We start from the raw sequence: 26,665 nt of genomic DNA, 5'->3' as shown, positions 1-26,665 counted from the left end.
TCCGTCCCCCCAACCCTTCTGTCCCGCCCCGCACGGCACCGCTCCCGAGCGAAGGGCTCAGCCGCCATGACCGCCACCGTCCCGCCCACCCCGCCACCCTCTCCGCAGGACGCGATACCCGGCGAGTCCGCCGCGTCCGGCCGCGTCGAACTCGCCCACGGATACGTCCCCGACGACGCCCGCTTCGCCAACGACGACCTGCTGCCCGTCCCCGCGGAGCGGCGCACCTGGACGACGTACAACTTCGCGGCCCTGTGGATCGGGATGGCCCACAACATCCCGTCCTGGCTGCTCGCCTCCGGCCTGGTGGCGCTCGGCATGGACTGGAAACAGGCCGTGTTCACCATCGCGCTCGCCAATGTGATCGTGCTCGCCCCGATGCTGCTCACCGGGCACGCCGGACCCAAGTACGGCATCCCCTTCCCGGTCCTGGCCCGTGCCTCCTTCGGCCTGCGCGGCGCCAACCTGCCCGCCCTGATCCGGGCCGCCGTCGCCTGTGCCTGGTTCGGCATCCAGACCTGGATCGGCGGCGTCGGGATCTTCACCCTGCTCGGCAAGGTCTTCGGGGGCTGGGCGAACGCCGGGGAGATCGGTGGCCAGCCGTGGACCCTCTGGCTCTGCTTCACCCTCTTCTGGGCCCTCGAACTGACCATCATCTACCGGGGGATGGACGCCCTGCGCCGCTTCGAGAACTGGGCGGCGCCGTTCGTCCTGGTCGGGGCCGTCGCGCTGCTGGTGTGGGTCGCGGTCAAGGCGGGCGGTTTCGGGCCGCTGCTGGACCAGCCGTCCGCGCTCGGCTGGGGCGCCGACTTCTGGCCGGTCTTCTTCCCGTCGCTGATGGGCATGATCGCCTTCTGGGCGACGCTCTCCCTCAACATCCCCGACTTCACCCGCTTCGGCGCGGGCCAACGCGCCCAGATCCGGGGCCAATCGCTGGGTCTGCCGACCACGATGACATTTTTCGCCCTGCTGTCGGTCTTCGTTACCTCCGGCTCGCAGGCGGTGTACGGGGTCGCCATCTGGGACCCGGTCCAGCTCGTCGCCCGTACCGACAACGTCTTCGGGCTCCTCTTCGGCCTGGTCACCGTGCTGATCGCGACGATCTCCGTGAACATCGCGGCGAACGTGGTCTCACCGGCGTACGACCTGGCCAACCTCGCGCCGAGGTTCATCAGCTTCAAGGGCGGGGCGCTGATCACGGGCGTGATCGGGGTCGTCATCATGCCGTGGAAGCTCACCGAGACGCCCGAGCTGTACATCTTCACCTGGCTGGGGCTGGTCGGCGGGCTGCTCGGTACGGTGGCGGGCATCCTGATCGCCGACTACTGGATCGTCCGCCGAACGGTTCTGGACCTGGCCGACCTCTACCGGCCCGGCGGCCGCTACTGGTACCGGGGCGGCTGGAACTGGCGGGCGGTGGCGGCCTTCGCCGTGGGTGGCGTCCTGGCGGTGGGCGGCTCCCACTCGGCTCCCGGGAAGGGGCCCTTCCCGGCCGACGGGCTGATCCCGTTCCTCAAGCCGCTCGCCGACTACGGCTGGGCGGTCGGGCTCGCCTCCTCCCTGCTGCTGTACGTGGCGCTGACCGGGCGGGAGCGTCGGGCAGGGCAGTGAGTGACCTGCCATCAGGCCCGTTCGGTGGCAGCCCTTTTCGGGATTCCACCGACCGGGCCTGTGGCGTACTTCGCTAGGGCCTTTCGTTTGGATCATGCCGGGCTCGCGGGGGCCGGCACGCACATCTGCGGCGTTGTCGTCAGTCGCCGATGCTCCGCAGTGACTCCCTCCTCCGCCTTGCAGCTGTACGCACCGGCCCCCGCTCCCTGATCCGGCCTGATCCAAACGAAAGGCCCTAGCCGGTCAGCGCGAAGGACTGGGCTGTCGAGCCGTCGCACGTGCGCTGGACGAGCGCGGTGGACGGGGCGCCGCCGCCGACGGGCAGGCTCAGGCACTTGCCGCTGTGCCGGGCCGTGAAGTGGTAGCGCCCGGACGCCTCGCGGCCGGGCATCCACTGCTGGTTGGTGCCCCCGGTGTACGTCCAGAGCTGGAGCGGGGCGTCGTCGGCCGTCGAGACCCCCGTCACGTCCACCGCCTTCGCCGGATCGTTGCGGGCGGCGATGCGGATGAAGCCGCCGTCCGTCGGCTGGAACTGGAACTGCTGGGCCGTCGTGCCGTTGCACGCGTACTGCTGGACGACCGTCCCGTTCGCCGTGGCGGCCGCCCTGGTGTCCACGCAGCGGCTGTTGGCGGCGCTCGTCAGGCTGTACCAGGTGGTCGGCGGGATCGGGTCGCCGGGGCCGGGGGTGCCGGTCGAGCCGGTGCCGAGCCAGGTGAGCCCGTCGATCAGGAAGGTGTTCTGAGTGGCGGAGGCGAAGGTGGACGACAGCGGGATGTTCTTGGCGTAGTCCATCGCGTTGTGGCCGAAGTTGGCATACAGCATGCGGTAGTTCTTGTTCGTCCACACGATCGGGTAGTCACCGCTGTACCAGCTCTGGTTGGGGTCGGTGCCCAGCGGGAAGCTCACCGGGTCCACCGAGGCCAGGACGTCGATGTCGGGGTTGGTCCGCAGGTTGCGGCTCCAGCTGTACCACTCGCTCACCGACGAGGTGAACGTACCCGGAAGGTGGCCCGTCGACGGGTGGGCGCGGTGGTCGGTGTGCAGGGTCGCGGTGGTGGGGCCCCAGGTGTTGGTGGCGAAGTTTCCGCTGCCCAGGAACTGGTTGTAGTACCAGGGCCAGTTCTGGGCGCTGGTCGTGAACGCGGCCACATGGAAGCCCATCCAGGCCCCGCCGCCTCTCATGTACGCCTCGAAGCCGCTGCGTTGGGCGGCCTGCTGCGGGGCGTCGTCCAGGAAGAGCACCACCTGGTACTGCTTCAGAGCCGTGCTGTCGGCCAGCAGATTCCAGTTGGTGGTCGAGGTGTAGGTGAAGCCGTGTTCGGCGCCCGCCCTCGGGAACCACTCGTTGGCTTCCTTCACGAAGCTGATGTGGGCCGCGTCCCAGGTGCCGTTGTAGAACGCGATGACCTTGAACGGCGCTGCCGCTGCGGGAGCTTGAGGAGGAGCCGCTCCGGCGGGTGAGGCGAGGAGTGTGAGGAGCAGGGCCAGCAGCGCGAGGAGGGACAGGCCGGCGCGCGGGCCGCCGTGGGGGGCCTGGGGCATGGGTGTGATCCTTTGTTCGTCCATGTGGTGGACGTTCTCCCATGTGATTAAGAAGTGAACGGAACGAGGTGTCAAGGCTTTGGTCCGGACCAGTTCCGATGCCGGGCCGGGGGACCCCCGAGCGGCCAGTGGCGCGCCGTAAAGGCGTAAGTGCCCAGGGAGTTGCTGCCATACGCCCCCGGCCGGGCCGGATTCACCTTCCGTACGCGCAGTCTTGACGTGTCCACGGAACGGGCCTAACTTCACGGCCTGAAGTAAGCCCACCCCCCGCTCTCGGAGACACATATGAGAATGCCCGGCCCCCTGGCACCCCGCGGCCCGCGCCGCGACGGACACAGACCCCGTCGCCTCGCCGTCCCGCTGCTGGCCCTCGGCGGACTGGTGGGCTCCCTGCTCACCGCCGTCGCCACGGCCCCCGCCGCGCAGGCCGCCGAACTGCCGACGGGCTGGGTCACCGTGACCGCCGCCCACAGCGGCAAATGCGTGGACGCGGCGGCCGCCGGAACCGCCGACGGCACGGCGGTCCAGCAGTACGCCTGCAACGGCAGCAACGCCCAGCAGTGGCAGTTCCGGTCCGTCGGCGGAGGGTACGTCCGGGTCGACAACCGCAACGACGCGGCGAAGAGCTGGGACGTGACCGATGTGTCCACCGCCGACGCCGCGCCCGTACAACTCTGGTCGTACTCCGGCGGCTTGAACCAGCAGTGGCTGCCCGTCGAAGAGCCCGGCGGGGCCTTCCACTTCGTGAACCGCAACAGCGGCAAGTGCCTCGACATCCCGGCCGCCTCCACCGCCGACAACGCCCGCGTCCAGCAGTACACCTGCAACGGCTCGGCCGCGCAGTCCTTCCGGGTCGGCGCCACCGATGTACCGAACCCGCCCGGCACCCCCGACCTCGGCCCCAACGTCTCGGTCTTCGACCCCTCCACGCCGAGGGCGACCATCCAGAACAAGCTCAACCAGGTCTTCGCCCAGCAGGAGACCAACCAGTTCGGCTCCCAGCGCCAGGCCCTCCTCTTCAAGCCCGGCAGCTACGACGTGGACGCGAACGTCGGCTTCTACACCCAGGTCGCCGGGCTCGGCCTCTCGCCTGACGACGTCACCATCAACGGCGGCGTCCACGTCGAGGCCGACTGGTTCCAGGGCAACGCCACCCACAACTTCTGGCGCTCCGCCGAGAACCTCTCGGTCGACCCGCCCTCCGGCACCGACCGCTGGGCCGTCTCGCAGGCCGCCCCGTACCGCCGTATGCACGTCCGAGGCAACCTCCAGCTGGACGACGGAGGCTGGTCCAGCGGCGGCTTCATGGCCGACTCCAAGATCGACGGACAGGTCCGCTCCGGCACCCAGCAGCAGTGGCTCTCCCGCAACAGCCAGTGGAACAGCTGGACCGGGTCCAACTGGAACATGGTCTTCGTCGGCGATGTCAACGCCCCCGCCGACAGCTTCCCCAACCCGCCCTACACCACGGTCGCCCAGACCCCCGTGAGCCGTGAGAAGCCCTTCCTGTACGTGGACGGGGCCGGCGCCTACCAGGTCTTCGTACCGGCCCTGCGGACCAACACCCGAGGCACCAGCTGGGGTTCGGGCACGCCCGCCGGACAGTCCCTGCCCATCGGCCGGTTCTTCATCGTGAAGCCGGGCGCCACCGCGTCCCAGATCAACGCGGCGCTGGCGGAGGGCAAGAACCTGCTCTTCACCCCAGGCGTCTACCGCATCGACCAGACGATCAACGTCTCCCGCGCCGACACCGTCGTCCTCGGCCTCGGACTCGCCACGATCGTCCCCGAGAACGGCATCACCGCCATGAACGTCGCCGACGTCGACGGCGTCAAGATCGCCGGAATCCTGATCGACGCGGGCACGGTCAACTCCCCGACGCTGATGCAGGTCGGACAGCCGGGAGCCACCGCCCGGCACACCGCCAACCCCACCTCGCTGCACGACGTCTTCTTCCGCATCGGCGGCGCGGCCGTCGGCAGGGCCACCCAGAGCCTGGTCGTCAACAGCTCCGACGTCATCGGCGACCACCTGTGGCTCTGGCGCGGCGACCACGGCAGCGGCATCGGGTGGAACACCAACACCGCGGCCACCGGACTCGTCGTCAACGGCACGGACGTCACGATGTACGGGCTGTTCGTCGAGCACTACCAGCAGCACCAGGTCATCTGGAACGGCAACGGCGGACGCACCTACTTCTTCCAGAACGAGATGCCGTACGACCCGCCCGGCCAGGCCGCCTGGATGAACGGTTCCACGCGCGGATACGACGCCTACAAGGTGTCCCCGTCCGTCACCCGCCACGAGGCGTGGGGCCTGGGAAGCTACTGCTTCTTCAACGTCAACCCGTCCGTGGTGGCCGAGCGCGCCTTCGAGGCCCCGAACACGGCGGGGGTGCGGTTCCACAACATGGTCACCGTCTCGCTCGGCGGGACCGGCACGATCAACCACGTCATCAACGACACGGGAGGGCCGTCCGACTCCGGCAGCAACGTGGCCAACCTGGTGGCCTATCCGTAGCGCACCGCAGCACGCCGTACGGGCGGGCTACACGGGTTTGATGCTGCGGCCCAGCAGGGCCGTGACGTCCACCGTCTCGTCCGCCGAGGGAGTGGCCGTGGGCACCGGCCGGTCGAAGCCGGAGAAGTCCACGGTCCCTTCCTCGTCGGCGTCGCGCACGGTGATCCGCACCGGGTACGGCGTTCCCTCGGCGGCCACGTAGGCCGTCAGCCGCTCGCCGCCCGAGGCGAAGGTCACCGGAACCGCGGGCGCGCCGTTCACCTCGGTCTTCGCGCCCTTCGTCAGGTCGCCCCGGTCGGCGGTGACGTCGTTGTCCGTGATCAGCTCGCGGAAGGTGTCGAGATCGCAGGCCTCGGTGACACTGAGCAGCCGGGGGTCGTCGGCCTTCGCCTTCATGTACCGGCCGTCGAGGATCGCGTCGAAGGTGGAGCCGCCGATCGGCACATGGGTGTTCCAGAAGGCGGCGTCCGGCTTCAGCCAGACGTCGTCGCCGCGCTTCACGATCTCCACCGAACCGTCGTCGCCCATGTCGACCCCGCCGGCGCAGTTCCCCTCGCGGTCCAGGGTGAGGTCCAGGCTCTGGTCCGAGGCGGCCCCGTCGATGCTGCCGCGCGCGCTCAGATGCAGGGACTGCACGTCGAGCAGGGCGTCGCGCGAGCGTTCGACGATCTCCTCGGCGCTCAGTGAGTCGATGTCGTCATCGGCCTGCGCGACCACACCACTCGTCAGGGTGAGGGCTACGGCCGCGGCCCCGGTCGCCGCACGCGCGGCCCAACGATGTCCGCTCACGTCGCCTCCTCGAAAACGCCCCGGTCAGGGGGTGCGCTCCATGAGAACCGGCACTTTCGAGCGTACGCCGGGAGCGGGGGAGCCGCCCGGCGCGCACACGGAGCGTCAGGAGCGAAGGCGTTTCTCGTCACGGAGGGTGGGCAGAGCTGCGGTGATCCCGCCCGGGATCACCGCGGACACGCACCACGAAGGAGAACCATGAAGCTGTTCACGGGGAAGAGTCCGGCCACGCGGAGCGAGCGGTTCCGGTCGGTCCGGCGGACCGTCGCCGCCACCACCATGGCGGCCGCGCTGACGGTCCCGGTCACCGCCGTGACCGCGACCGCCGCTCCGGCCGCGATTCCGCCCGGCCTCTCCTGCGACACCGGCAAGCACGCCATCGACGAGTACACGGGCTTCGCGCTCTGTCGCAACAACGGCAGCCAGACGCAGACCTTCTGGGTCCATCTGGTCTGCGGCTGGGCCCCGGACGTCGACGGCAACCACGTCACCCTGAGGCCCGGCGAGTCCGGCCAGTCCACCGCCCACTGCGGGAAGATCGGCACCGGAATCGGCGAGATCCACGTCCGCCCGTGACGCCGGGGCCGTAGCGCCGTAGCGGCCCACGGCCGCCGCAGCCCGAACGGCCGGAACGTCCGCACCGGTTGAGCGTGCCGCCTCCTCTCGTTACCCTCCAGTAAGTAGCCGTGGGCGCAGCCGGGACGACCGGCCGGCCCCGCGACACGAGGGAGGCGGCACGCCCATGTCCTCAGCGGAGCCCACCGAGCAGACCGGCCCGGCCGTACGGGAAACCGGTCGCGCACCCCGCACGGCCGCCCCCGCCGCGCCGCCGCTGCCCGGGCTCGCGGAGAGCGCCCGCAGGCTCGCCGACGCCACCACCACCTCCACCGCACTCGTCGCCGACGCCCTCGCCCGCATCGAGGCCACCCAGCCCACCCTCAACGCCTTCCGCCACCTGCGGACCGAAGCCGCCCTCGCCGAGGCGGCGGAGGCCGACCGCAGGCTCGCGGCGGGGGAGCGGCTGCCCCTGCTCGGCGTGCCGGTCGCCGTCAAGGACGACACCGATGTGGCCGGCCTGCCCACCCACTTCGGCTGCGACGGCGAACTGCCCCCGGCCGTGTCCGACAGCGAGGCGGTCCGCCGGCTGCGCGCCGCCGGAGCCGTCGTCGTCGGCAAGACCAACTCCTGCGAACTGGGCCAGTGGCCCTTCACCGAAGGACCCGCCTTCGGCGCCACCCGCAACCCGTGGAACACCGCGCACACCCCGGGCGGCTCCTCCGGCGGCTCCGCCGCGGCCGTCGCCGCCGGACTCGTCCCCGCCGCCCTCGGTTCGGACGGCGCCGGATCCGTGCGCATCCCCGCCGCCTGGACGCACCTCGTCGGCATCAAACCGCAGCGCGGCCGGATCTCCGTCCACCCGCACAGCGACGCCTTCCAGGGGCTCACCGTGAACGGCCCCCTCGCCCGTACGGTCCCCGACGCCGCCCTGCTGCTGGACGCCGTCGCCGGAGCCCACCCCGAGGACTTCCACCGCCCGCCCGCCGTACGCGCCGCCGACGCCGCCCGCCGTGACCCGGGCCGCCTCCGCATCGCCCTGGCCTGGCGTCCCCCGCTCACCCTCACCGGCGCCGGACCGGACCCCGAGGTGCGCCGGGCCGTCGCCGGGCTCGCCGAGACCCTCGCCCGGCTCGGCCACCACGTCGAGGAGGCCCGCCCCCGGTACGGGCTGATCGGCCTCGCCTTCGTGCCCCGCGCCACCGTCGGCATCGCCGAATTCGCCGCCCGTCACCCCGAACCGGCCCTCCTCGACCCGCGCACCCGCAGCGCACTGCGGACCGGGACGCGGCTGGGCGGGCGGGTGGTCCGGGCCGCCCGCGCCCGTGAAGTGCGCCAGCACCGCAGGATCGGCGCCCTCTTCGACGCCTCCGGCTTCGATGTGCTCCTCACCCCGACCACGGCCGCGCCGCCGCCCCGGATCGGCACCTTCGACCGCCTCGGCGCCTGGCGCACCGACGTCACGATGGCGGCCGCCTGCCCGTACGCCTGGCCGTGGAACGTCCTCGGCTGGCCCGGCGTGAACGTCCCGGCCGGCTTCACCCGCTCCGGCCTCCCCGTCGGCGCCCAGCTGCTCGGCCCCTCCCGCAGCGAGGAGCGGCTGATCGCACTCGCCGCCCAGTTGGAGGACGACCTGCGCTGGTACGAGCACCGGCCGCCGGTCTGACGGGCGAGCGTCCACCCTCTGGGGGGCGCTCAGACCTGGTAGCGCGTCGGGGCGAAGAGGCGCAGGTGGTCCGCCACCCAGGCCGAGGTTCGCTCCAGGCCCTCCTCCAGGCCGACTTCGGGCTCCCAGCCCGCCCAGGTGCGGGCGCGGGTGTTGTCGGACAGCAGGCGGTGGACCTCGCTGCCGCAAGGCCGCAGCCGCGCCGGGTCCACGACGATCTCGGCGTCCCGGCCGGAGGCGGCGATGAGGGCCTTCGCGAGGTCCCCGACCGAGATCTCCCGGCCGGTACCGAGGTTGACGCTCTCTCCCAGCGCCCGGTCGCAGTCCGCCAGGGCCAGGAACCCGGCGGCGGTGTCGGTGACATAGGTGAAGTCGCGGGTCGGGGTCAGCGAGCCGAGGCGGATCTCCCGTGCTCCGGAGTGCAGTTGGGCGAGGATCGACGGGATCACCGCCCGGGCCGACTGGCGGGGCCCGTAGGTGTTGAACGGCCGCACGACCGTCACCGGCAGCTCGAAGGCGTGCCAGTGGGACAGGGCCATCATGTCCGCGCCGATCTTCGACGCTGAGTACGGCGACTGCGGCTGGAGGGGGTGGTCCTCGCCGATCGGGGCCGTCAGCGCGGTCCCGTACACCTCGCTGGTCGAGGTGTGCAGGAGGCGGCGCACGGAGTGGCGGCGGCAGGCCTCGGCGATGTTCTCCGTACCGACGACGTTGGTCCGGACGTACGCGCCGGGGGAGTCGTAGCTGTAGGGGATGCCGATGAGCGCGGCGAGGTGGAAGACGGTGTCGCAGCCCTCCACCGCGTCCATCACGCGGCCCGCGTCGCCGACGTCCCCGGCGACGAACTCGACCGGGCCGTGCGGGTCGTCGAGGTAGCGGGCGAGGTGGCCCTTGTCGGCGTACGGCTTGTAGTGGACGAACGCCCGGACGCGCGCGCCGCGTTCGACGAGCAGGTCCACGAGGGTGGAGCCGATGAAGCCCTCGGCCCCGGTGACGAGGACGGTACGGCCGGTCCAGTCGACGGCGGTGCTGTTCATGAGGTGAACTCCCTTGTGGTGGTGGGTTGTCCAGCGAGGCGGATGACGGTTTCCGCGAGCAGGTCGGCGGCGCGGCCGTGGTGGCCGGGGTCGGCGGCGCGCCCCATCACGGCGAGCCGTGCGGGGTCGGCGAGCAGGGGGTCGACGAGTCCGGCGAGGCGGTCGGCGGTGGTCTCGGCGTCGGGGACGAGGTAGGCCGCGCCCGCGTCGGACAGGACCCGCGCGTTGTGGGTCTGGTGGTCGCCGGGGGCGTACGGGTACGGCACGAGGACGGCGGGCACCCCGGTCGTGGCGAGCTCGGCGATCGTGGCCGAGCCCGCCCGGCAGACCACCAGGTCGGCGACCGCGTAGGCGAGGTCCATCCGGTCGAGGTAGGGCACCGCCTGGGCGACGGGCCCCGCCCCGGCGTCGACGAGCTTCCGCCGGGTCTCCGCGAGCGCGGCCGGGCCCGTCTTGATCAGGAGGTGGACGTCCCCGCGGTCCCGCCACCGGGCCGCGAGGCCCACCGCGGCGGCGGTGAGCCGGGCCGCGCCGAGGCTGCCCCCGTTGAAGAGGACGACCCGCGCCCCCTCGGGTATGCCGAAGGCGCGCCGCCCCTCCTCGCGCAGGGCGGGCCGGTCCAGGGCGGCCAGGGACGCGGCGATCGGCATGCCGACGGTCCGCGCCCGCTCGCCGCCCGACAGATGGGCGCGGCTGCCGTCGAAGGCGACGGTGAGGTGCTCGGTGAGCCGGGCGGCGAACTGGTTGGCCCGGCCCGGCACCGCGTTGGACTCGTGGATCACGCTGGGCAGCCCGGCCATCTTCGCCCCGACGATGGCCGGGGCGCTCGGGTAGCCGCCCATGCCGACGACGACCTGCGCCTTCTGGGTGCGCAGGACCGAGCGGGCCTGGGCCCCGGAGCGCAGGAGCGCGGCCGGGAGGAGGAAGCGTCTCGCGCCGAGCGCGGGGTCGAAGGGGATCATGTCGACGGTGTGCAGCCGGTATCCGGCCGCCGGGATCAGGGTCGTCTCCAGCCCGCGTTCGGTGCCGATGAACGAGATGACCGCGTCCGGGTCGGCGCGGCGCAGGGCCTCGGCGAGGGCGAGACCGGGGTAGATATGGCCGCCGGTGCCGCCCGCACCGATCACGACGGAGAGTGGTGTGCGCATGGCCGCCACTCTGGGCGGGAGGCTTAAGAAGGTTCTAAGAGTCCGGTTTGGCAGGCTTCGGGGTATGAGCGGTGTGAGTGGCGTGAGCGGCCTGCGGAGTACGGGCAGGATCCTGGTGGCCGAGGACGAGCCGGACGTACGGGCCGCGGTCGAGGACGGGCTGAGCGTCGAGGGGTACGAGGTCCGGGGCGTCGGCGACGGCCTGGCGGCGCTGTCGGCGGTGGCCGCCTGGGAGCCGGACGCCCTGGTCCTGGACGTGATGATGCCGGTGCTCGACGGGCTCGCGGTGTGCCGGAGGCTGCGGGCGATGGAGGACCGGACGCCGGTGCTGGTGCTGACCGCGCTGTCGTCGGTGAGCGAGCGGGTGGACGGTCTTGAGGCCGGGGCCGACGACTATCTGGTGAAGCCGTTCGCCCTGGACGAACTGGTCGCACGCGTACGGGCGTTGCTGCGGCGGGCCGCGCCGCCGGCCCCGGACCGGGGGCTGGTCTTCGCGGATCTGACGCTGGACCCGGTGACGCGGACCGGACGGCGCGGCGGCCGCCCGGTGGAGTTCTCCCGCACCGAGGCCGCGCTGCTGGAACTGCTGCTGCGCCACCCGGGGCAGGCGCTGCCGCGCGAGGTGATCCTGGAGCGGGTCTGGGGCCAGGACTTCGGGCCCGACTCCAATTCGCTGGCGGTGTACGTGGGTTATCTGCGGCGGAAACTGGAAGCGGGCGGCGAGCCGCGCCTCGTCCACACCGTGCACGGGCTCGGCTACCGGCTGGACGTGGCGTGAGCGGGGTGCGGCGGCTGGGCGCCCGCTGGCGGCGCAGGCGGCCGCTGCGGACCCGGCTCGCGGTGGCGGCCTCGGCGGCGGTGGCGCTGGTCGCGGTCGGCGTGTGTGCGGCGGCCTTCTTCGTCATCCGCTACGAGCTGCTGCACCAGCTCGACCTGTCGCTCACCCAGTCCGCGACCCGGGTGATCCAGGAGAACCGGGGCGAGGGTCCGCAGATCGTGGCGGGCGAGTGCCGCTACCTCTCCGCGCCCGCCTGCGCCCAGATCGTCCCGGCCGACCCGGCGGCGGACCCGGACACGGCGTATCTGCTGCCCGTCTCCACCCCCGTACGGGAGGTCGCGGGCGGGAAGCGGGCCCCGTACTACAGCAACGTCAGCCGCTTCGGGCAGCCGCTGCGGATGCTGACGACCCCGTTCGGGGACGGCCGGGCGCTCCAGGTGGCGCTGCGGGCGGACCCGGTGGAGAAGGGCGTGCGGCAGGCGGCCGTGCTGCTCGCGGCGGTCGGCGGGTCGGGGGTGCTGCTGGCGGGGCTGCTCGGATACGCCGTCTCGCGCACGGGCCTGGCCCCGGTGGCCCGGCTGACCTCGACCGCCGAGCGGATCGCGGCGACCCGGGACCCGCGCCACCGGATCGAGTTGCCGCCGGGCCCGCCGGGCCGCCAGGACGAGGTGACCCGGCTGGCGGCCAGCTTCAACACGATGCTCGGGGAGCTGGAGCAGTCGGTGAGCTCCCAGCGCCGGCTGGTCGCGGACGCCTCCCACGAGCTGCGGACCCCACTGACCGCGCTGCGCACCAACGCGGAGTTGCTGGCCCGCGGCGACCGGCTGACGCCCCAGCAGCGCGAACGGGCGTCGGGTGCGCTGGGGCGGGGGATCCGGGAGGTGACCGGGCTGGTGAACGACCTGATCGAGCTGGCCCGGGACGAGGAGCCGCTGCCGCTCCTGGAAGAGGTGCGGATCGCGGGGGTGGCGGAGCATACGGTGGCCACGGCCCGCACGCACTGGCCGCGGACCCCGTTCCAGCTGGAGGTGGGGCCGGGTGCGGCGCAGGCGGTCCGGCCCGGGGTTCCGGCGCGGCTGGCGCGCCTGCTGACGAACCTGCTGGACAACGCGGCCAAGTTCAGCCCGCCGGGCACCCCGGTGGAGGTGGCGCTGAGCGCGTACGGGAGCGGGGGCGAGGGCAGCGGAGGGCCCGGGAGCGGCGGCGGGCTGGAGCTGACGGTCCGGGACCACGGGCCGGGGATTCCGGCCGCGGACCTCCCGTACGTCTTCGACCGCTTCTACCGGGCCGAGACGGCGCGCGCCCTGCCCGGCTCGGGTCTCGGCCTGGCGATGGCCCGGCAGATCGCCCGCGCGCACGGGGCGGAGCTGGCGGCGGGGGCGGCGCCGGGCGGCGGGGCGCTGTTCACGCTGACGTTCGGCCCCGAGGGCCCACCGGGCGGTGGCGGGCGGTGACGAGCGGCGCAGGGGGCGGCAGGGCCAGGAGGTCACCCGTCGTGAGCGCTAGGTCACGCACGCCGGCCCGTCCGGGGGCCGGCGGTGAAGCCGTGCGGGGGCCTTGTGGAGCCCGGCACGGCGAAGAGATATCTTGATGTCAAGCAATGTTGCAGACGTGGAGCGGAGCACCCGGTGACTGACTCGACCATCATCTATACGCACACCGACGAGGCCCCTGCCCTGGCGACCTACTCGTTCCTGCCCGTCGTCGAGGCCTACGCCTCGACCGCAGGCGTCACGGTCGAGCGCCGTGACATCTCCCTCGCGGGCCGGATCATCGCCAGTTTCCCGGAGCACCTCAAGGCCGAGCAGCGTATCGATGACGCGCTCGCCGAGCTCGGCGAGCTGGCCAGGACGCCCGGCGCGAACATCATCAAGCTGCCGAACATCTCGGCGTCGATCCCGCAGCTCAAGGCCGCCATCGCCGAGCTCCAGGAGCAGGGCTACGCGCTTCCGGACTACCCGGACGACCCGCAGACCGACGCCGACAAGGACGTCCGCGCCCGGTACGACAAGGTCAAGGGCAGCGCCGTGAACCCGGTCCTGCGCGAGGGCAACTCCGACCGCCGCGCCCCCGCCTCCGTCAAGAACTACGCCAAGGCCCACCCGCACCGCATGGGCGCCTGGTCGGCCGACTCGAAGACGAACGTCGCCACCATGGGCGTCGACGACTTCCGTTCCACCGAGAAGTCCGCGGTCATCGCCGAGGACGGTTCGCTCCGCATCGAGCTGCACGGCGACGACGGCACCACCACCGTGCTCCGCGAGTCCGTACCCGTCCTCAAGGGCGAGGTCGTCGACGCGGCCGTCCTGCGCGTCGCCGCGCTGCGCGAGTTCTTCACCGCGCAGGTCGCCCGCGCCAAGGCCGAGGGCGTGCTGTTCTCCGTGCACCTCAAGGCCACCATGATGAAGGTCTCCGACCCGATCATCTTCGGCCACGCGGTCCGCGCCTTCTTCCCGAACACCTTCGCCAAGTACGGTGAGCAGCTCGCCTCCGCCGGCCTCACCCCGAACGACGGCCTGGGCGGCATCCTCAAGGGCCTGAACTCGCTGCCGGACGTCGGCGCCGAGATCCAGGCGTCCTTCGAGGCCGAGCTCGCCGAGGGCCCCGCCCTCGCGATGGTCGACTCCGACAAGGGCATCACCAACCTGCACGTCCCCAGCGACGTGATCGTCGACGCCTCGATGCCCGCCATGATCCGCACCTCGGGTCACATGTGGGGCCCCGACGGCAACGAGGCCGACACCATCGCCGTCCTCCCGGACAGCAGCTACGCCGGTGTCTACCAGGTCGTCATCGACGACTGCCGCGCCAACGGCGCCTTCGACCCGGCCACCATGGGCTCGGTGCCCAACGTCGGTCTGATGGCGCAGAAGGCCGAGGAGTACGGCAGCCACGACAAGACCTTCGAGATCCCCGCCACCGGCACCGTGCGCGTCGTCGACACGAACGGCACCGTCGTGCTGGAGCAGACCGTGGGCGCCGGCGACATCTTCCGGATGTGCCAGACCAAGGACGCCCCGATCCAGGACTGGGTCAAGCTCGCCGTCACCCGCGCCCGCGCCACCGGCAACCCGGCCGTGTTCTGGCTGGACGAGGGCCGCGCGCACGACGCCAACCTGATCGCCAAGGTCACCACGTACCTCGCCGACCACGACACCGACGGCCTGGACATCTCCGTCAAGACCCCGGAGGAGGCCACCGCCTTCTCCCTGGAGCGCATCCGCCGCGGTGAGGACACCATCTCCGTCACCGGCAACGTGCTCCGTGACTACCTCACCGACCTCTTCCCGATCCTGGAGCTCGGCACCAGCGCCAAGATGCTCTCCGTCGTCCCGCTGATGAACGGCGGCGGTCTGTTCGAGACGGGCGCGGGCGGCTCGGCCCCCAAGCACGTCCAGCAGCTCGTCAAGGAGAACTACCTGCGCTGGGACAGCCTGGGCGAGTTCCTGGCCCTCGCGGTCAGCTTCGAGCACCTGGCCACCACCACGGACAACGCGCGGGCCCAGGTCCTCGCCGACACCCTGGACCGGGCGACGGGCACCTTCCTCAACGAGGACAAGTCCCCGAGCCGTCGCCTCGGCGGCATCGACAACCGCGGCAGCCACTTCTACCTGGCCCTCTACTGGGCCCAGGAGCTGGCGCAGCAGACCGACGACGCCAAGCTCGCCGAGGCGTTCGCGCCGCTCGCCAAGACGCTGGCCGAGCAGGAGGAGACCATCGTCGCCGAGCTGATCGCGGTGCAGGGATCCCCGGCCGAGATCGGCGGCTACTTCCAGCCCGACCCGGCCAAGGCCGAGGCGGTCATGCGCCCGTCCGCCACGTTCAACCAGGCCATCGCCACCCTCGGCTGACCTGATGGGGGCGGACCCGTCCGCCCCGCCGTTCCGCCCCGGCAGGCCCCGTGCCCGCCGGGGCGGTCCGTGTTCCGGGGGCCGTACGGGTGGAGAACCAATCCGCCGCTCCCACGGCTCCGAATGACGACCGTGAGGATCACCCGGACAGCACTGACCCGCGGCACGCTCGCCGCCCTGAGCGGACTGCTCGCGGGATTCGCCTCGCTGGCCTTCGCCGAGCTCGTATCGGCGGCCGTCAGGCCCGAGGCGAGTCCCGTGACAGCGGTCGGCGGAGCGGCCATCGACCGGACGCCCGCCGGTGTGAAGGACTGGGCGATCCGGACCTTCGGCGAGGACGACAAGCTCGTCCTGCAACTCGGCATCGTGGCCACACTCGCCCTTCTCGCCCTGGCCGTCGGCCTGTTGGCGCTGAGGCACCGGCGGACCGGCGCCGCCGCCGTCCTGCTCTTCGGCGTGGTCGGCACGGCGGCCGCCGTCAGCAGGCCGGACTCCACCGGCCTCGTGGACGGTCTGCCGTCGCTGCTGGGCGCGGTCGTCGGGGCCGTCCTGCTGTACGTCCTCATCGGCCGCCTCACCGTCCCGCACCGGATCGCCGGTCAGGAGGAACAGCGCGAGCAGCAGCCCGGGCAGGACAACGAGCAAGCGGACGAGGCCGGTTGGGACCGGCGCGGCTTCCTGGTCGCTGCCACCGCCGCGGCCGCCGCGTCCACGGCGGCGGGCGCGATCGGCCGGACGCTGAACGGCCGCAGCAGCCGCGACGCCGTCGCCTCCCGTGCGTCCGTGAAGCTGCCCGCCCCCGACTCGCCCGCGAAGCCGACCCCGGCCGGCGCACGGCTGCGGATCCCCGGCATCAGCCCGTTCACCACCCCGAACGACACGTTCTACCGGGTGGACACCGCCCTGGTGGTCCCGAAGGTCGACGCGAACTCCTGGCGGCTCCGCATCCACGGCAAGGGCGTACGACGGGACCTGGAACTCACCTACCAGGACCTGCTGGACCGCCCGTTGATCGAACGGGAGATCACCCTCACCTGCGTCTCCAACGAGGTCGGCGGCCCCTACATCGGCCACGCCCGGTGGATCGGGGTCCGGCTCGCCGACCTGCTCAAGGAGGCCGGGGTGAAGCCGCCGTCCCGGGGTGGCCCGGCCGATCAGATCGTCGCCCGGTCCGTGGACGGGATGACGCTCGGCACCCCCGTCGAGGACGTGATGGACGGCCGGGACGCGATGCTCGCGGTCGGGATGAACGGCGAACCGCTGCCCTTCGTCCACGGATTCCCCGTACGCATGCTCGTCCCCGGCCTGTACGGATACGTCTCGGCCTGCAAGTGGATCGAGGACATCGAGCTCACCACGTTCGACGCCTACGACCCGTACTGGGTGAAGCGCAGGTGGGCCCGCAAGGCCCCGATCAAGACCCAGTCCCGGATCGACACCCCCAAGCCCTTCGGGCGCCCCGAGGCCGGCACGGTCATGGTGGCCGGAGTGGCCTGGGCCCAGCACCGAGGCATCGAGAAGGTCGAGATCCGGGTGGACGAGGGCCCCTGGCGGCCGGCGCAGCTCGCCGAACAGGACACCGTCGACACCTGGCGCCAGTGGTCCTACCCCTGGCGGGCGACCCCCGGCGGCCACACCCTGACCGTCCGCGCCACCGACCGGACCGGCGAGGTCCAGACCGAGCAGCGCACCGGGACCGTTCCCGACGGGGCTGCCGGCTGGCACTCGGTCGTGGTGACCGTCGACTGACCCGGCCGGTCACCTGCCAGGACCGGTCGGCCCCTACGTGGAGCCGGCGTCGAAGACCCTCCCGAGCGCCGACGCCAGCTCCCGTACCGTCGGAGGACAGAGCCGGGCGCCCAGATACCCGTCCGGCCGCACCACGAACGCCGTCCCCTCCCCGGCCCCGTACCGCCGCGCGAACTCGCCGAGTCCGTCCCGGTGACAGGGAACGGGCGACGGCGGAGCGGTCGCGTCGGCCGGCAGGATCCAGCGGGTCTCCATCAGCCCGTGGGACGACTCCCGTGCCGCCGAGGCGAGATCGGACACGGAGTCGCCGGCCGGGTGCGACCCGTACACCAGCAGGACGTGCCCGCTCCCGCGCAGCACGTCGAACAGCCGCATCGGATAGGCGGCGATGTCGCCGGTGAGCCCTCCGCAGTCCGGAGCCCGGTCGCCGGGCTCCGGCGCGCTCCCGTCGGCCCGGGGCAGCGGCGTCACCAGCGGGCTGTCCCGGTAGCCGATGAGCAGCTGGGCCTCGCGGAGCAGCAGCGTCTCCCGGTCCGTCGGATCGGCCTGGACCCCTTCGGCGGCGTGCCGGACGGTCCGCCCGACGACCTCCTCGCCGACCGGGCGGCGTTCGGCGTCGTAACCGGCGAGGACCTGCGGGCCCGCCGCTCCGCCGACCGCCAGGGCCAGCTTCCACGCCAGATTGCAGGCGTCCTGGATCCCGGTGTTCATGCCCTGGGCGCCGGTCGGCGGATGGATGTGCGCCGCATCCCCGGCGACGAACACCCGGCCCTCGCCGTAGCGGTCCACCAGCCGGTGGCTGATCCGGAACACCGACGACCAGCGCAGCGCTGACGCCGTGACCGGCTCCGGAGCCAGCCGGTCCAGCACCTTCTGGATGTCGGCGAGCGCGGGAGCCGTGCCGCCTTCGAGCCCGTGGACCACCCCGTCACCGGCCCCGGCGCCTGAGGCCCGCCGTGCGGCGGACAGCTCGGGCGGCGCCGGCATCGACATGCGGTAGCGGCCGTCCCCCGGCAGCGGGATGCAGACCAGCAGGTCGTCGGTCGCGCCGTCCTCGCCCCGGTGCATCGACCGCACCGCGTACCCGGGCGGCAGCCCCCAGCCCACCTCCACATCGGCGAGCATGTACTCCTCCGGGAACGCGCCGCCCTCGAAGGACAGCCCGAGCCCCTTGCGGACCAGGCTGTGCGCCCCGTCGCACCCCACCAGGAACCGGGACCGCACCTCCTCCTCGCCCCCGGACGCCGTGGTCAGCCGGCAGGTCACCCCGTCGGCGTCCTGGTCGAACCCCACCAGCTCGGTGGACCGCTCGATCGCCGTGCCGAACCGCCCCAGGAACTCCTCCAGGACGCCTTCGGTCGCGTACTGCGGCAGTGCCGCGAAGCCGTACGGCACCTCCGGCGGCAGCACGAGCTCGATCCGGCCCTGCGCGGCCCCGTTCACGTACGTCAGCTGACCGCGCATCGGCACCGCCGCGTCCAGCACGTCCCGCACCACGCCCATCCGGTCGAAGAGCTCCAGCGTGCGTGGCTGGACACCGACCGCCTTGGCGTACGGCAGCCGGGCCGGGAGGCGGTCCACGATCCGGCAGCGGACGCCCGCGCGCCGCAGCTCGGCGGCGAGCGTCAGCCCGACCGGGCCGGCTCCCGCGACGAGTACATGGGTCGATTCGCTGCGTGCCACCGTGGCCTCCCGCCGTGGGCCCCCGCGTACGGTCCTCTCCATCGTGCTGCCGCCGGAGGCTCCCGGCACCCGGGCGAGGGTCCGGCTACGGCACCCGGGCCGTCCACTCCGGCGTACCGAACTTGGTGCGTACGAGCTCCTCGGCGCGCGCCAGCTCCGCCTCCGTCACGCTTCCCGGGGTGAGGCCGTGGCGCTTGCGGAAGGAGTCGATCATCCGCTCGATGACGATCTGCCGGGGCAGCCCCGTCTGCCGGCGCAGCGGGTCGACGCGCTTCTTCGCGGACCGGGTGCCCTTGTCGGACATCTTCTCCTTCCCGATCCGCAGGACCTCCAGCATCTTGTCGGCGTCGATGTCGTACGCCATCGTCACGTGGTGCAGCACGGCGCCCGGCCCGCCGTCCGGCCCGACCATCCGCTTCTGCGCGGCCCCGGCGATCTTGCCGACCTCGGTGGCGATGTCGTTGAGCGGCTGGTACCACGCCTTGATGCCCATGTCGGCGAGGGCTTCGAGGACCCAGTCGTCCAGATAGGCGTAGCTGTCGGCGAAGGAGAGGCCCGACACCAGCGACTGCGGAACGGCCAGCGAGTAGGTGATGGTGGAGCTCGGCTCGGCGAACATCGCGCCGCCGCCGGAGATCCGGCGTACGACGTTCACGCCGTGCCGTTCGACGCCGGCCGGCTCGACCTCGTTGCGCAGCGACTGGAAGCTGCCGATGATCACGGCGGGTGCGTCCCACTCCCAGACCCGCAGCGTCGGCGGCCGCAGCCCCGCGGCGACCTCGGCGGTGATCACCTCGTCCAGCGCCATGTGCAGCGCGGGCGACTGCGGGGCCTCGTGGATCAGCTGCCAGTCGTAGTCGCTCCACTCCGTGGCCTGCGCGAGCGCCCGGCGTACGGCGACGGCGACGCCCTCCGCACTCAGCCCCAGCATCACCGTGGAGTCGGGCAGCGCGGCCTCGATCCGGGCCGCGAGCCCGGCCGTGTCGGTGTGGGCCGGGGCGCCCTCCAGCGCCGCGTCGATCGCCAGGATCGCCTCGTCCGGTTCGAGGAAGAAGTCCCCGGCGACCCGGACGTTCCGCAACGCCCCGCCCGCCACCTCCAGGTCCACCACGACCAGCTTGCCGCCGGGAACCTTGTACTCACCGTGCACAGCGCCGCCTCCAGCTCCAGTTCCGTGGCCCGGTTCGACGATGAGCCGGACACACCTGGAGATAACGCGCGTCAGAGGGTGGATCATCCCCGCCGTGCGGCGCCCGTCTTCCCGGGCCAGCGGTGGTGATGCCGGTCGATGACGTAGTGGTGGCGGTGCTGCCAGCCGTGCGGGCCGCGGAGGGCCTCGGCGAGGTGCGGGTGCCCGGCGGGCAGGTCCCGGTGGACGTGGTCGAGCCGGGTGGGGTCGTGGACGGGCCAGCTGGTGGCGGCCGCCGCCGAGGCCAGGGCGATGGAGCCGAGGACCACGGCGGTGACCGGGAGCCCGGCCCCGGCGGCGAGCAGTCCGGCGAGCGGGTAGGTCAGCAGCCAGCAGCCGTGCGAGAGGGAGAACTGCGCGGCGAAGGCGGACGGCAGGTCCGCGTCGGTGGCGGAGCGCCGGATGACCCGGCCGGCCGGGGTGAGGACGGCGGAGGAGGCCGCGCCGACAGCGGCCCAGGCCGCCAGTGTCGCGGCCCAGGCCCCGGTGCTCGGAGCGCGGGCGGTCAGCGCGGCGACGGCGGCCAGGACCAGCGGGAGGGCGAAGGCGGCGGGGAGCATGACGGTGCGGTCGTCGAAGCGGTGCAGCAGGCGCGGCAGGAGCAGCGCGCTCAGCACGGATCCCGCGCCGTACGCGGCCAGCGCGAGGGAGACGGCTCCGGCGGGGCGGTCGAAGTGGTCGCGGACCACGACGACGGTGTTGACGAAGACGATCGCCCCGGCGGAGGCGACCGCGAGATCGAGGGCCAGCAGCGCCCGCAGCCGGGGGGTGACCCAGAACAGCCGGGTGCCGAAGAGCGCCTTGGCGTGGACGCCGCCGGTGCGCTCCACGGGGGCGGGCCGGGGGAGGACCACGGACAGGACGAGGGCGGCGGAGGCCAGGAAGCCGACGGTGGTTCCGGCGAACAGCCAGTTGTAGGAGACCAGGGTCAGCAGGCCCGCGGCCAGAGCCGGGCTGAACAGGCTCTCCAGGTCGTAGGCGAGCCGGGAGAGCGACAGCGCCCGGGTGTAGTCGCGCTCGGCGGGCAGCACCTCGGGGACGGTGGCCTGGAAGGTGGGCGTGAAGGCCGCCGAAGCCGCCTGGAGCAGGAAGATCAGTACGTAGATCTGCCAGACCTCGGTGACGAACGGCAGCGCCAGGGCGACGCCCGCGCGCACGACGTCCATCGAGATCAGCAGCGCCCGGCGGGGAATGCGGTCCGCGACCGCAGCGATCGCCGGGGCGATGCCGACATAGGCGGTCATCTTGATCGTCAGCGCCGTGCCCAGGACCGTCGATGCGCCCGCGCCGGCGAGGTCGTACGCGAGCAGACTCAGCGCCACGGTGGCGAGCCCGGTCCCCGTCAGGGCGACGACCTGGGCGGTGAACAGACGTCGGTAGGTGCGGTTGCGCAGTACGGACAGCATCGGTCCCGTCCCGGCCGGCGGCATGGTGCGACCGAACCATCGTAGACAACGCGTGCGTACCTATGCACATGTTTTCGTCGGTCCGCTGCTCTCGGCGGGAGGCCGGGGCTCAGTCGTGCGGGGGCAGCGCGCCGATCTGGTGGTCGGCGACGTTCAACGCCTCTTCCACCAGCCGGCGCAGATGCCCGTGGCGCAGGCTGTACACGACCCGGCGGCCGTCCTTGCGGGTGGTCACCAGGCCGGCCAGACGGAGCTTGGCCAGATGCTGGCTGACCGAGGGCCGCGCCGCGCCGCACGCCTCGGTGAGGGTGCCGACGTCGGCCTCCCCGCGCCCGAGCTGCTCCAGCAGCGCCAGCCGGGTGCCGTCCGCGAGCAGAGTGAGGACCGAGACGGCCGTCGCCAGCCGCTCGGCCCGCTCCTGCGCACTGCGTGCACCTGCTTGATGCGTGCTCGCGCTCATGCCGCACATCGTAGGCCGCCGATGGTCGAATATGTGCTCGCCCCTGGCATGATCGGCCGACATGAGCCACACACCGCGCCACGTCCTCGTCATCGGCATGGGCGCCGGAGATCCCGACCATCTGACCCTCGCCGCGGTGAAGGCCATGCGCCGGGCCGACGTCTTCTTCGTGCTCGGCAAGGGCAAGGAGAAGGAGTCCCTGACCCGGCTGCGGCGGGACATCCTGGACGAACACCTCACCGGCCCCTACCGCGTCGTGGAGGCCGAGGACCCGTGGCGGGACCGCACCCAGCAGGACGGCGGGCGCTACGCCTCGGCGGTGCACGACTGGCGGCAGCGCCGCGCCGACATCTGCGAACGCCTGATCGTCGATGAGCTCGCGCCGGGGCAGTGCGGAGCCTTCCTGGTGTGGGGCGACCCGTCGCTGTACGACAGCACCCTCGCGATCCTCGACGACATCCGGGGCCGTGGCACGGTGGAATTCGGCCATGAGGTGATCCCCGGCATCAGCAGCGTCTCCGCCCTCGCCGCCCGGCACCGCGTCACCCTGAACGGGGTCGGCCGCCCCATCCACATCACCCCCGGCCGGCGGCTGGCCCAGGGCTTTCCCAGGGACGACGTCGACATCGTCGTGATGCTCGACGGCCATGAGACCTTCACCCATCTGACGGGCAGGGGGCTGTGGATCCACTGGGGCGCGTACATCGGCACCCCGGACGAGATCCTCGTCTCCGGGCCGCTCGACGAGGTGGCCGAACGGATCAGCCGGCTGCGCGCGGAGGCCCGCGAGCGGCACGGCTGGATCATGGACACCTATCTGCTGCGCCCGGCACCGGACGCCACGGACGCCTGACGACACGGACGGGCGACGGGTCCACGTCGAGGCGCGGGCGGCAGCGGCCTCCGCACCTCGTCGTCGGACCGGCGGGGTGTCAGCGCCGGGTCTCGTGCGCCCGGATCACGCCGAGCCCGTGCCCCAGGCTCGGGCACTCGGCGGTCAGGTCGTCGCCCCGCACCAGATAGTTGTGCACCCGGCCGTCCGCCGGCCGCTCGATCGCGCGATACAGCGTGCCGTTCACCGTGATCGTCCAGTCGTCGCCGTCCTGGGCCCATCCGACGGTCTTCTTCATAGGGCGTTTTCCTTTCCTCTGGTCGAACGTCGCCGGGGGTCCGGCGGCCGTGTAGTGGGAAGAAGAACGGCTTGTGACGCTCCGTGGTTCCGCGTTCTCTACGCCATTCGGTTACATCTGGGTCACTGCCTCCGCGCAGTCGAGGTCCACGGCTGACCGGTGGTCAGGGAGCGCGTGACGAACGGCGGTACGGGCGCGGAAGGCCCGTGGCGCCCACGCCCATCGAGTAGACACTGTCCATCCCTGGCCCAGGTGCGGTGGACGAGTACGGCCTACCCCCTCGCGGTGGCGAGTCTTCTCGTCCTCGCCGGACGGCTGGGCGACCGGTACGGCCACACCCGCCTGCTCCTGAACGGATCGCTCGACTTCGGGGCCGCGTCCATGGTCATCGCCGTGGCGCCATCGGTCGGCTGGGCCATCGCGCTGCGCGCCGTACAAGGAGTGTTCGGAGCCCTGTCGCAGCCGACGACGCCGGCCCTGCTGCGCCAGGTCCACCCGCCGGACCGGCTCGGCCTGCCGGTCGCCCTGCCGACCAGCGCCATAGCGGTGGCGGCCGCCGCCGGTCTGCTGCCCGCCGCCGGGGCCGGACAGGCGGAGCGGCGGGAGGGGCGATGGGGGCGGCGCTCCTGGTGCCCGCCGCGACGGCCGCGCTTGCGCTGGTCCCCGCGCGCTGCTGCCGGGCACGCGCCGGCGCACCGGACCGCCCTCGGGCGACGCGGACCGTCCTCGGGCGACGCGGATCGCGGACGGCCGGAAACCGCCGTCCCGTGTCTCACATCACCGTCCGAAGTGTGAACTACGGTGTGCGCCCGGCGGTCGCCCCCTTAGGGTGACCGGTGCAGCTGGTTCGCCCTGTCCGCCAGACAGGGTGTCGTAAGAGGGAACCCGGTGGGAATCCGGGACTGCCCCGCAGCGGTGAGTGGGAACGACCGCCGTCATACGCACTGGGCCCGGCCGGGTCTGGGAAGCGACGGCCAGTAGGTGTCCGCCTCCGGCAGACGTGCCCGCGAGTCCGAAGACCTGCCCGCTGCCCGCACGCGACCGTTCGCGTGCGGAGATCTCGGTGACCTCGTGGGCGGGTCGGCGTAACCATCAGGTGGACGGACACGGTTCCAGGTGTCCCGGCGTCCGCCCGATGCGTCATCCCTTCGCGTCCGCGTCCCGTTCCGGGATCTGCACAGCAGACACGCTCGCGAAGGAGAGTCACGTGACAGCGAAGCCCGCAGCCGCGGCAGCACGGGCCACCGTGTACGGCTACCCCCGCCAGGGTCAGAACCGTGAACTGAAGAAGGCCATCGAGGGCTACTGGAAGGGCCGCGTCACCGCGGACACCCTCCGGCAGACCGCCGCCGAACTGCGCCGGGGTACCTGGGAGCAGCTCGCCGAGGCCGGCGTCCACGAGGTGCCGACCGGTGATTTCTCGTACTACGACCATGTCCTGGACACCAGCGTCATGGTCGGCGCTGTCCCCGAGCGGCACCGCGAAGCGGTCCGCGCCGACGCCCTCGACGGCTACTTCGCCATGGCCCGCGGCACGCAGGATGTCGCGCCGCTGGAGATGACGAAGTGGTTCGACACCAACTACCACTACCTGGTGCCCGAGTTGGGTCCGGACACGGTCTTCACCGCCGACTCCGCCAAGCAGGTCGCGGAGTTCAAGGAGGCCCTCGCGCTCGGCCACACCCCGCGCCCGGTGCTCGTCGGCCCCGTCACCTACCTCCTGCTCGCCAAGGCGGCCCCCGGTGCGGCCGCGGACTTCGAGCCGCTGACCCTGCTGGACCGGCTGCTCCCCGTGTACGCCGAGGTCCTCGCCGACCTCCGGGCGGCCGGCGCGGAATGGGTGCAGCTCGACGAGCCCGCCCTCGTCCAGGACCGCACCCCGGCCGAGCTGAACGCCGCGGCCCGCGCCTACCGCGAGCTCGGCGGACTCGCCGACCGGCCGAAGCTGCTGGTCGCCTCCTACTTCGGGCGGCTCGGCGAGGCGCTGCCGGTCCTGGCCAAGGCCCCCGTCGACGGTCTCGCGCTCGACCTCACCGAGTCCGGCGCCGGAAACCTCGACGACCTCGCGGCGGCCGGCGGACTGCCCGGCAAGCGCCTGGTCGCCGGTGTCGTCAACGGCCGCAACATCTGGATCAACGACTACGAGAAGTCGCTCGCCACCCTCGGCACGCTCCTCGGCCTGGCGGACCACGTCGACGTCTCCGCCTCCAGCTCCCTCCTCCACGTCCCGCTGGACGCCGCGGCGGAGAGCGACATCGACCCGCAGGTCGCCCGCTGGCTCGCTTTCGCCAAGCAGAAGACCCAGGAGATCGTCGTCCTGGCGCGCGGTCTGTCCGACGGCACCGAGGCCATCGCCGCCGACCTCGCCGCCAACCGGGCCGACCTGGCCTCCCGCGCCGATGCCGCCATCACCCGCGACCCGGCCGTCCGGGCCCGTACGGCGGCCATCACCGACGCCGACGGCCGCCGCTCGCAGCCGTATGCCGAACGCACCGTCGCCCAGCGCGCCCACCTCGGGCTGCCGCTGCTGCCGACCACCACCATCGGCTCCTTCCCGCAGACCACCGAACTGCGCACCGCGCGGGCCGACCTGCGGGCCGGCCGGATCGACGAGGCCGGCTACGAGGACCGGATCAAGGACGAGATCCGCGAGGTCCTCTCCTTCCAGGAGAAGGCCGGACTCGACGTCCTGGTGCACGGCGAGCCCGAACGCAACGACATGGTGCAGTACTTCGCCGAGCAGCTCACCGGCTACCTCGCCACCCAGCACGGCTGGGTGCAGTCCTACGGCACCCGCTACGTCCGCCCGCCGGTCCTCGCGGGCGACATCTCGCGCCCCGAGCCGATGACCGTGCGCTGGACCACGTACGCGCAGTCGCTGACCGAGCGCCCCGTCAAGGGCATGCTCACCGGCCCGGTCACCATGCTCGCCTGGTCCTTCGTCCGGGACGACCAGCCGCTCGTCGACACCGCCCGCCAGGTCGCCCTCGCCCTGCGCGACGAGGTCAACGACCTGGAGGCGAGCGGCACTTCGGTCATCCAGGTCGACGAGCCCGCACTGCGCGAGACGCTTCCGCTGCGGACCGCCGAGCACACCGCGTACCTGGAGTGGGCGACCGAGTCCTTCCGGCTCGCCACCGCCGGGGTGCGGCCGGACACCCAGATCCACACCCACATGTGCTACGCGGAGTTCGGCGACATCGTCCAGGCCATCGACGACCTCGACGCCGACGTCATCAGCCTGGAGGCGGCCCGCTCCCACATGCAGGTCGCCCGCGAACTGGCCGCCCACGGCTATCCCCGCGAGGCCGGACCCGGCGTCTACGACATCCACTCCCCGCGCATTCCCGGCGCCGAGGAGGCAGTGGCCCTGCTGCGCACAGGACTTGAGGCCATTCCGGCCGGGCGCCTGTGGGTGAACCCCGACTGCGGCCTGAAGACCCGAGGCTGGCCCGAGACCCGGGCCTCCCTGGAGAACCTGGTCGCCGCCGCGCGGCAGGTCCGCGCGGAGCTGCCCACCGAAGCGGCGTGATCGCGCCCGGTGCGGGAG

19 protein-coding genes, 1 pseudogene and 1 riboswitch are annotated in these 26,665 nt (G+C 72.5%); of the genes and pseudogenes, 11 read left to right on the top strand and 9 right to left on the bottom strand.

What is annotated here, in order from left to right; translation table 11 throughout:
- Positions 1-66: 66 nt before the first annotated feature.
- On the top strand, positions 67-1,611 hold the full coding sequence (locus AC0VY3_RS22695) for an NCS1 family nucleobase:cation symporter-1 (RefSeq protein ID WP_475550453.1): 1,545 nt from the start codon (positions 67-69) through the stop codon (positions 1,609-1,611).
- 235 nt (positions 1,612-1,846) lie between these two features.
- On the opposite strand, the gene AC0VY3_RS22690 is transcribed toward AC0VY3_RS22695, so the two are convergent.
- Complete coding sequence (locus AC0VY3_RS22690) at positions 1,847-3,154, bottom strand: ThuA domain-containing protein (RefSeq protein WP_475550452.1); 1,308 nt, start codon at positions 3,152-3,154, stop codon at positions 1,847-1,849.
- Between the two features lie 285 nt (positions 3,155-3,439).
- Here AC0VY3_RS22690 and AC0VY3_RS22685 point away from each other — a divergent pair, with 285 nt between their 5' ends.
- Positions 3,440-5,674, top strand: coding sequence for an RICIN domain-containing protein (locus AC0VY3_RS22685; RefSeq protein WP_475550451.1), 2,235 nt, complete (start codon positions 3,440-3,442; stop codon positions 5,672-5,674).
- 27 nt (positions 5,675-5,701) lie between these two features.
- On the opposite strand, the gene AC0VY3_RS22680 is transcribed toward AC0VY3_RS22685, so the two are convergent.
- The gene (locus tag AC0VY3_RS22680; RefSeq protein WP_103510250.1) at positions 5,702-6,463 is read right to left on the bottom strand and encodes a hypothetical protein; all 762 of its coding nucleotides are present in this window, start codon (positions 6,461-6,463) and stop codon (positions 5,702-5,704) included.
- A gap of 198 nt (positions 6,464-6,661) precedes the next feature.
- On the opposite strand from AC0VY3_RS22680, the gene AC0VY3_RS22675 reads away from it, so the two are divergent.
- Both AC0VY3_RS22675 and AC0VY3_RS22670 read left to right on the top strand, forming a co-directional pair.
- Positions 6,662-7,039 (top strand): hypothetical protein, encoded by a 378-nt coding sequence (locus AC0VY3_RS22675; protein WP_103510249.1) that lies wholly within the window; start codon positions 6,662-6,664, stop codon positions 7,037-7,039.
- Positions 7,040-7,205: 166 nt separating this feature from the next.
- Positions 7,206-8,684 (top strand): amidase, encoded by a 1,479-nt coding sequence (locus AC0VY3_RS22670; RefSeq protein ID WP_103510248.1) that lies wholly within the window; start codon positions 7,206-7,208, stop codon positions 8,682-8,684.
- A 29-nt stretch (positions 8,685-8,713) separates the two neighbouring features.
- On the opposite strand, the gene AC0VY3_RS22665 is transcribed toward AC0VY3_RS22670, so the two are convergent.
- Positions 8,714-9,721, bottom strand: a complete 1,008-nt coding sequence (locus tag AC0VY3_RS22665) for a GDP-mannose 4,6-dehydratase (RefSeq protein ID WP_475550450.1) — start codon at positions 9,719-9,721, stop codon at positions 8,714-8,716.
- A complete protein-coding gene (gene murG, locus AC0VY3_RS22660) occupies positions 9,718-10,869 on the bottom strand; it encodes an undecaprenyldiphospho-muramoylpentapeptide beta-N-acetylglucosaminyltransferase (protein ID WP_475550449.1) in 1,152 nt (383 codons plus the stop codon). Before murG ends, AC0VY3_RS22665 begins: the two co-directional genes overlap by 4 nt.
- A 64-nt stretch (positions 10,870-10,933) precedes the next feature.
- Between murG and AC0VY3_RS22655 the strand changes: the two genes are divergently transcribed.
- The 4 genes from AC0VY3_RS22655 (at position 10,934) to AC0VY3_RS22640 (ending at position 17,247) form a co-directional block, all read left to right on the top strand.
- Positions 10,934-11,647 (top strand): response regulator transcription factor, encoded by a 714-nt coding sequence (locus AC0VY3_RS22655; RefSeq protein WP_475550448.1) that lies wholly within the window; start codon positions 10,934-10,936, stop codon positions 11,645-11,647.
- Positions 11,644-13,101 (top strand): sensor histidine kinase, encoded by a 1,458-nt coding sequence (locus AC0VY3_RS22650; RefSeq protein WP_475550447.1) that lies wholly within the window; start codon positions 11,644-11,646, stop codon positions 13,099-13,101. Before AC0VY3_RS22655 ends, AC0VY3_RS22650 begins: the two co-directional genes overlap by 4 nt.
- A gap of 174 nt (positions 13,102-13,275) precedes the next feature.
- Complete coding sequence (locus tag AC0VY3_RS22645) at positions 13,276-15,498, top strand: NADP-dependent isocitrate dehydrogenase (RefSeq protein WP_475550446.1); 2,223 nt, start codon at positions 13,276-13,278, stop codon at positions 15,496-15,498.
- 123 nt (positions 15,499-15,621) lie between these two features.
- Entirely contained in the window at positions 15,622-17,247 is a 1,626-nt protein-coding gene (locus tag AC0VY3_RS22640; protein WP_103510242.1) for a molybdopterin-dependent oxidoreductase, read from the top strand.
- Positions 17,248-17,280: 33 nt separating this feature from the next.
- On the opposite strand, the gene AC0VY3_RS22635 is transcribed toward AC0VY3_RS22640, so the two are convergent.
- The 4 genes from AC0VY3_RS22635 to AC0VY3_RS22620 form a co-directional block, all read right to left on the bottom strand.
- Entirely contained in the window at positions 17,281-18,930 is a 1,650-nt protein-coding gene (locus tag AC0VY3_RS22635) for an FAD-dependent monooxygenase (RefSeq protein ID WP_103510241.1), read from the bottom strand.
- Positions 18,931-19,015: 85 nt separating this feature from the next.
- The gene (locus tag AC0VY3_RS22630) at positions 19,016-20,080 is read right to left on the bottom strand and encodes a lipoate--protein ligase family protein (RefSeq protein WP_242737962.1); all 1,065 of its coding nucleotides are present in this window, start codon (positions 20,078-20,080) and stop codon (positions 19,016-19,018) included.
- 83 nt (positions 20,081-20,163) lie between these two features.
- A complete protein-coding gene (locus AC0VY3_RS22625) occupies positions 20,164-21,525 on the bottom strand; it encodes an MFS transporter (RefSeq protein WP_475550445.1) in 1,362 nt (453 codons plus the stop codon).
- A 109-nt stretch (positions 21,526-21,634) separates the two neighbouring features.
- Entirely contained in the window at positions 21,635-21,985 is a 351-nt protein-coding gene (locus AC0VY3_RS22620; RefSeq protein ID WP_103510238.1) for an ArsR/SmtB family transcription factor, read from the bottom strand.
- 61 nt (positions 21,986-22,046) lie between these two features.
- On the opposite strand from AC0VY3_RS22620, the gene cobF reads away from it, so the two are divergent.
- Positions 22,047-22,838, top strand: coding sequence for a precorrin-6A synthase (deacetylating) (gene cobF, locus AC0VY3_RS22615; RefSeq protein ID WP_475550444.1), 792 nt, complete (start codon positions 22,047-22,049; stop codon positions 22,836-22,838).
- A 79-nt stretch (positions 22,839-22,917) separates the two neighbouring features.
- Here cobF and AC0VY3_RS22610 read toward each other — a convergent pair whose 3' ends face one another.
- Entirely contained in the window at positions 22,918-23,115 is a 198-nt protein-coding gene (locus tag AC0VY3_RS22610; RefSeq protein ID WP_103510236.1) for a hypothetical protein, read from the bottom strand.
- 159 nt (positions 23,116-23,274) lie between these two features.
- Here AC0VY3_RS22610 and AC0VY3_RS22605 point away from each other — a divergent pair.
- Positions 23,275-23,685, top strand: a pseudogene (locus tag AC0VY3_RS22605) (MFS transporter); the annotation flags it as partial.
- A 256-nt stretch (positions 23,686-23,941) separates the two neighbouring features.
- Positions 23,942-24,157: riboswitch (cobalamin riboswitch) on the top strand.
- A gap of 165 nt (positions 24,158-24,322) precedes the next feature.
- The gene (metE, locus tag AC0VY3_RS22600) at positions 24,323-26,647 is read left to right on the top strand and encodes a 5-methyltetrahydropteroyltriglutamate--homocysteine S-methyltransferase (protein WP_475550443.1); all 2,325 of its coding nucleotides are present in this window, start codon (positions 24,323-24,325) and stop codon (positions 26,645-26,647) included.
- Positions 26,648-26,665: the final 18 nt, after the last annotated feature.

The sequence above is a fragment of the Streptomyces sp. iso_384 genome (genome assembly GCF_056172905.1).
Note: the sequence above shows the minus strand (reverse complement) of the source record. Positions and strands in the feature narration are given on the sequence as shown.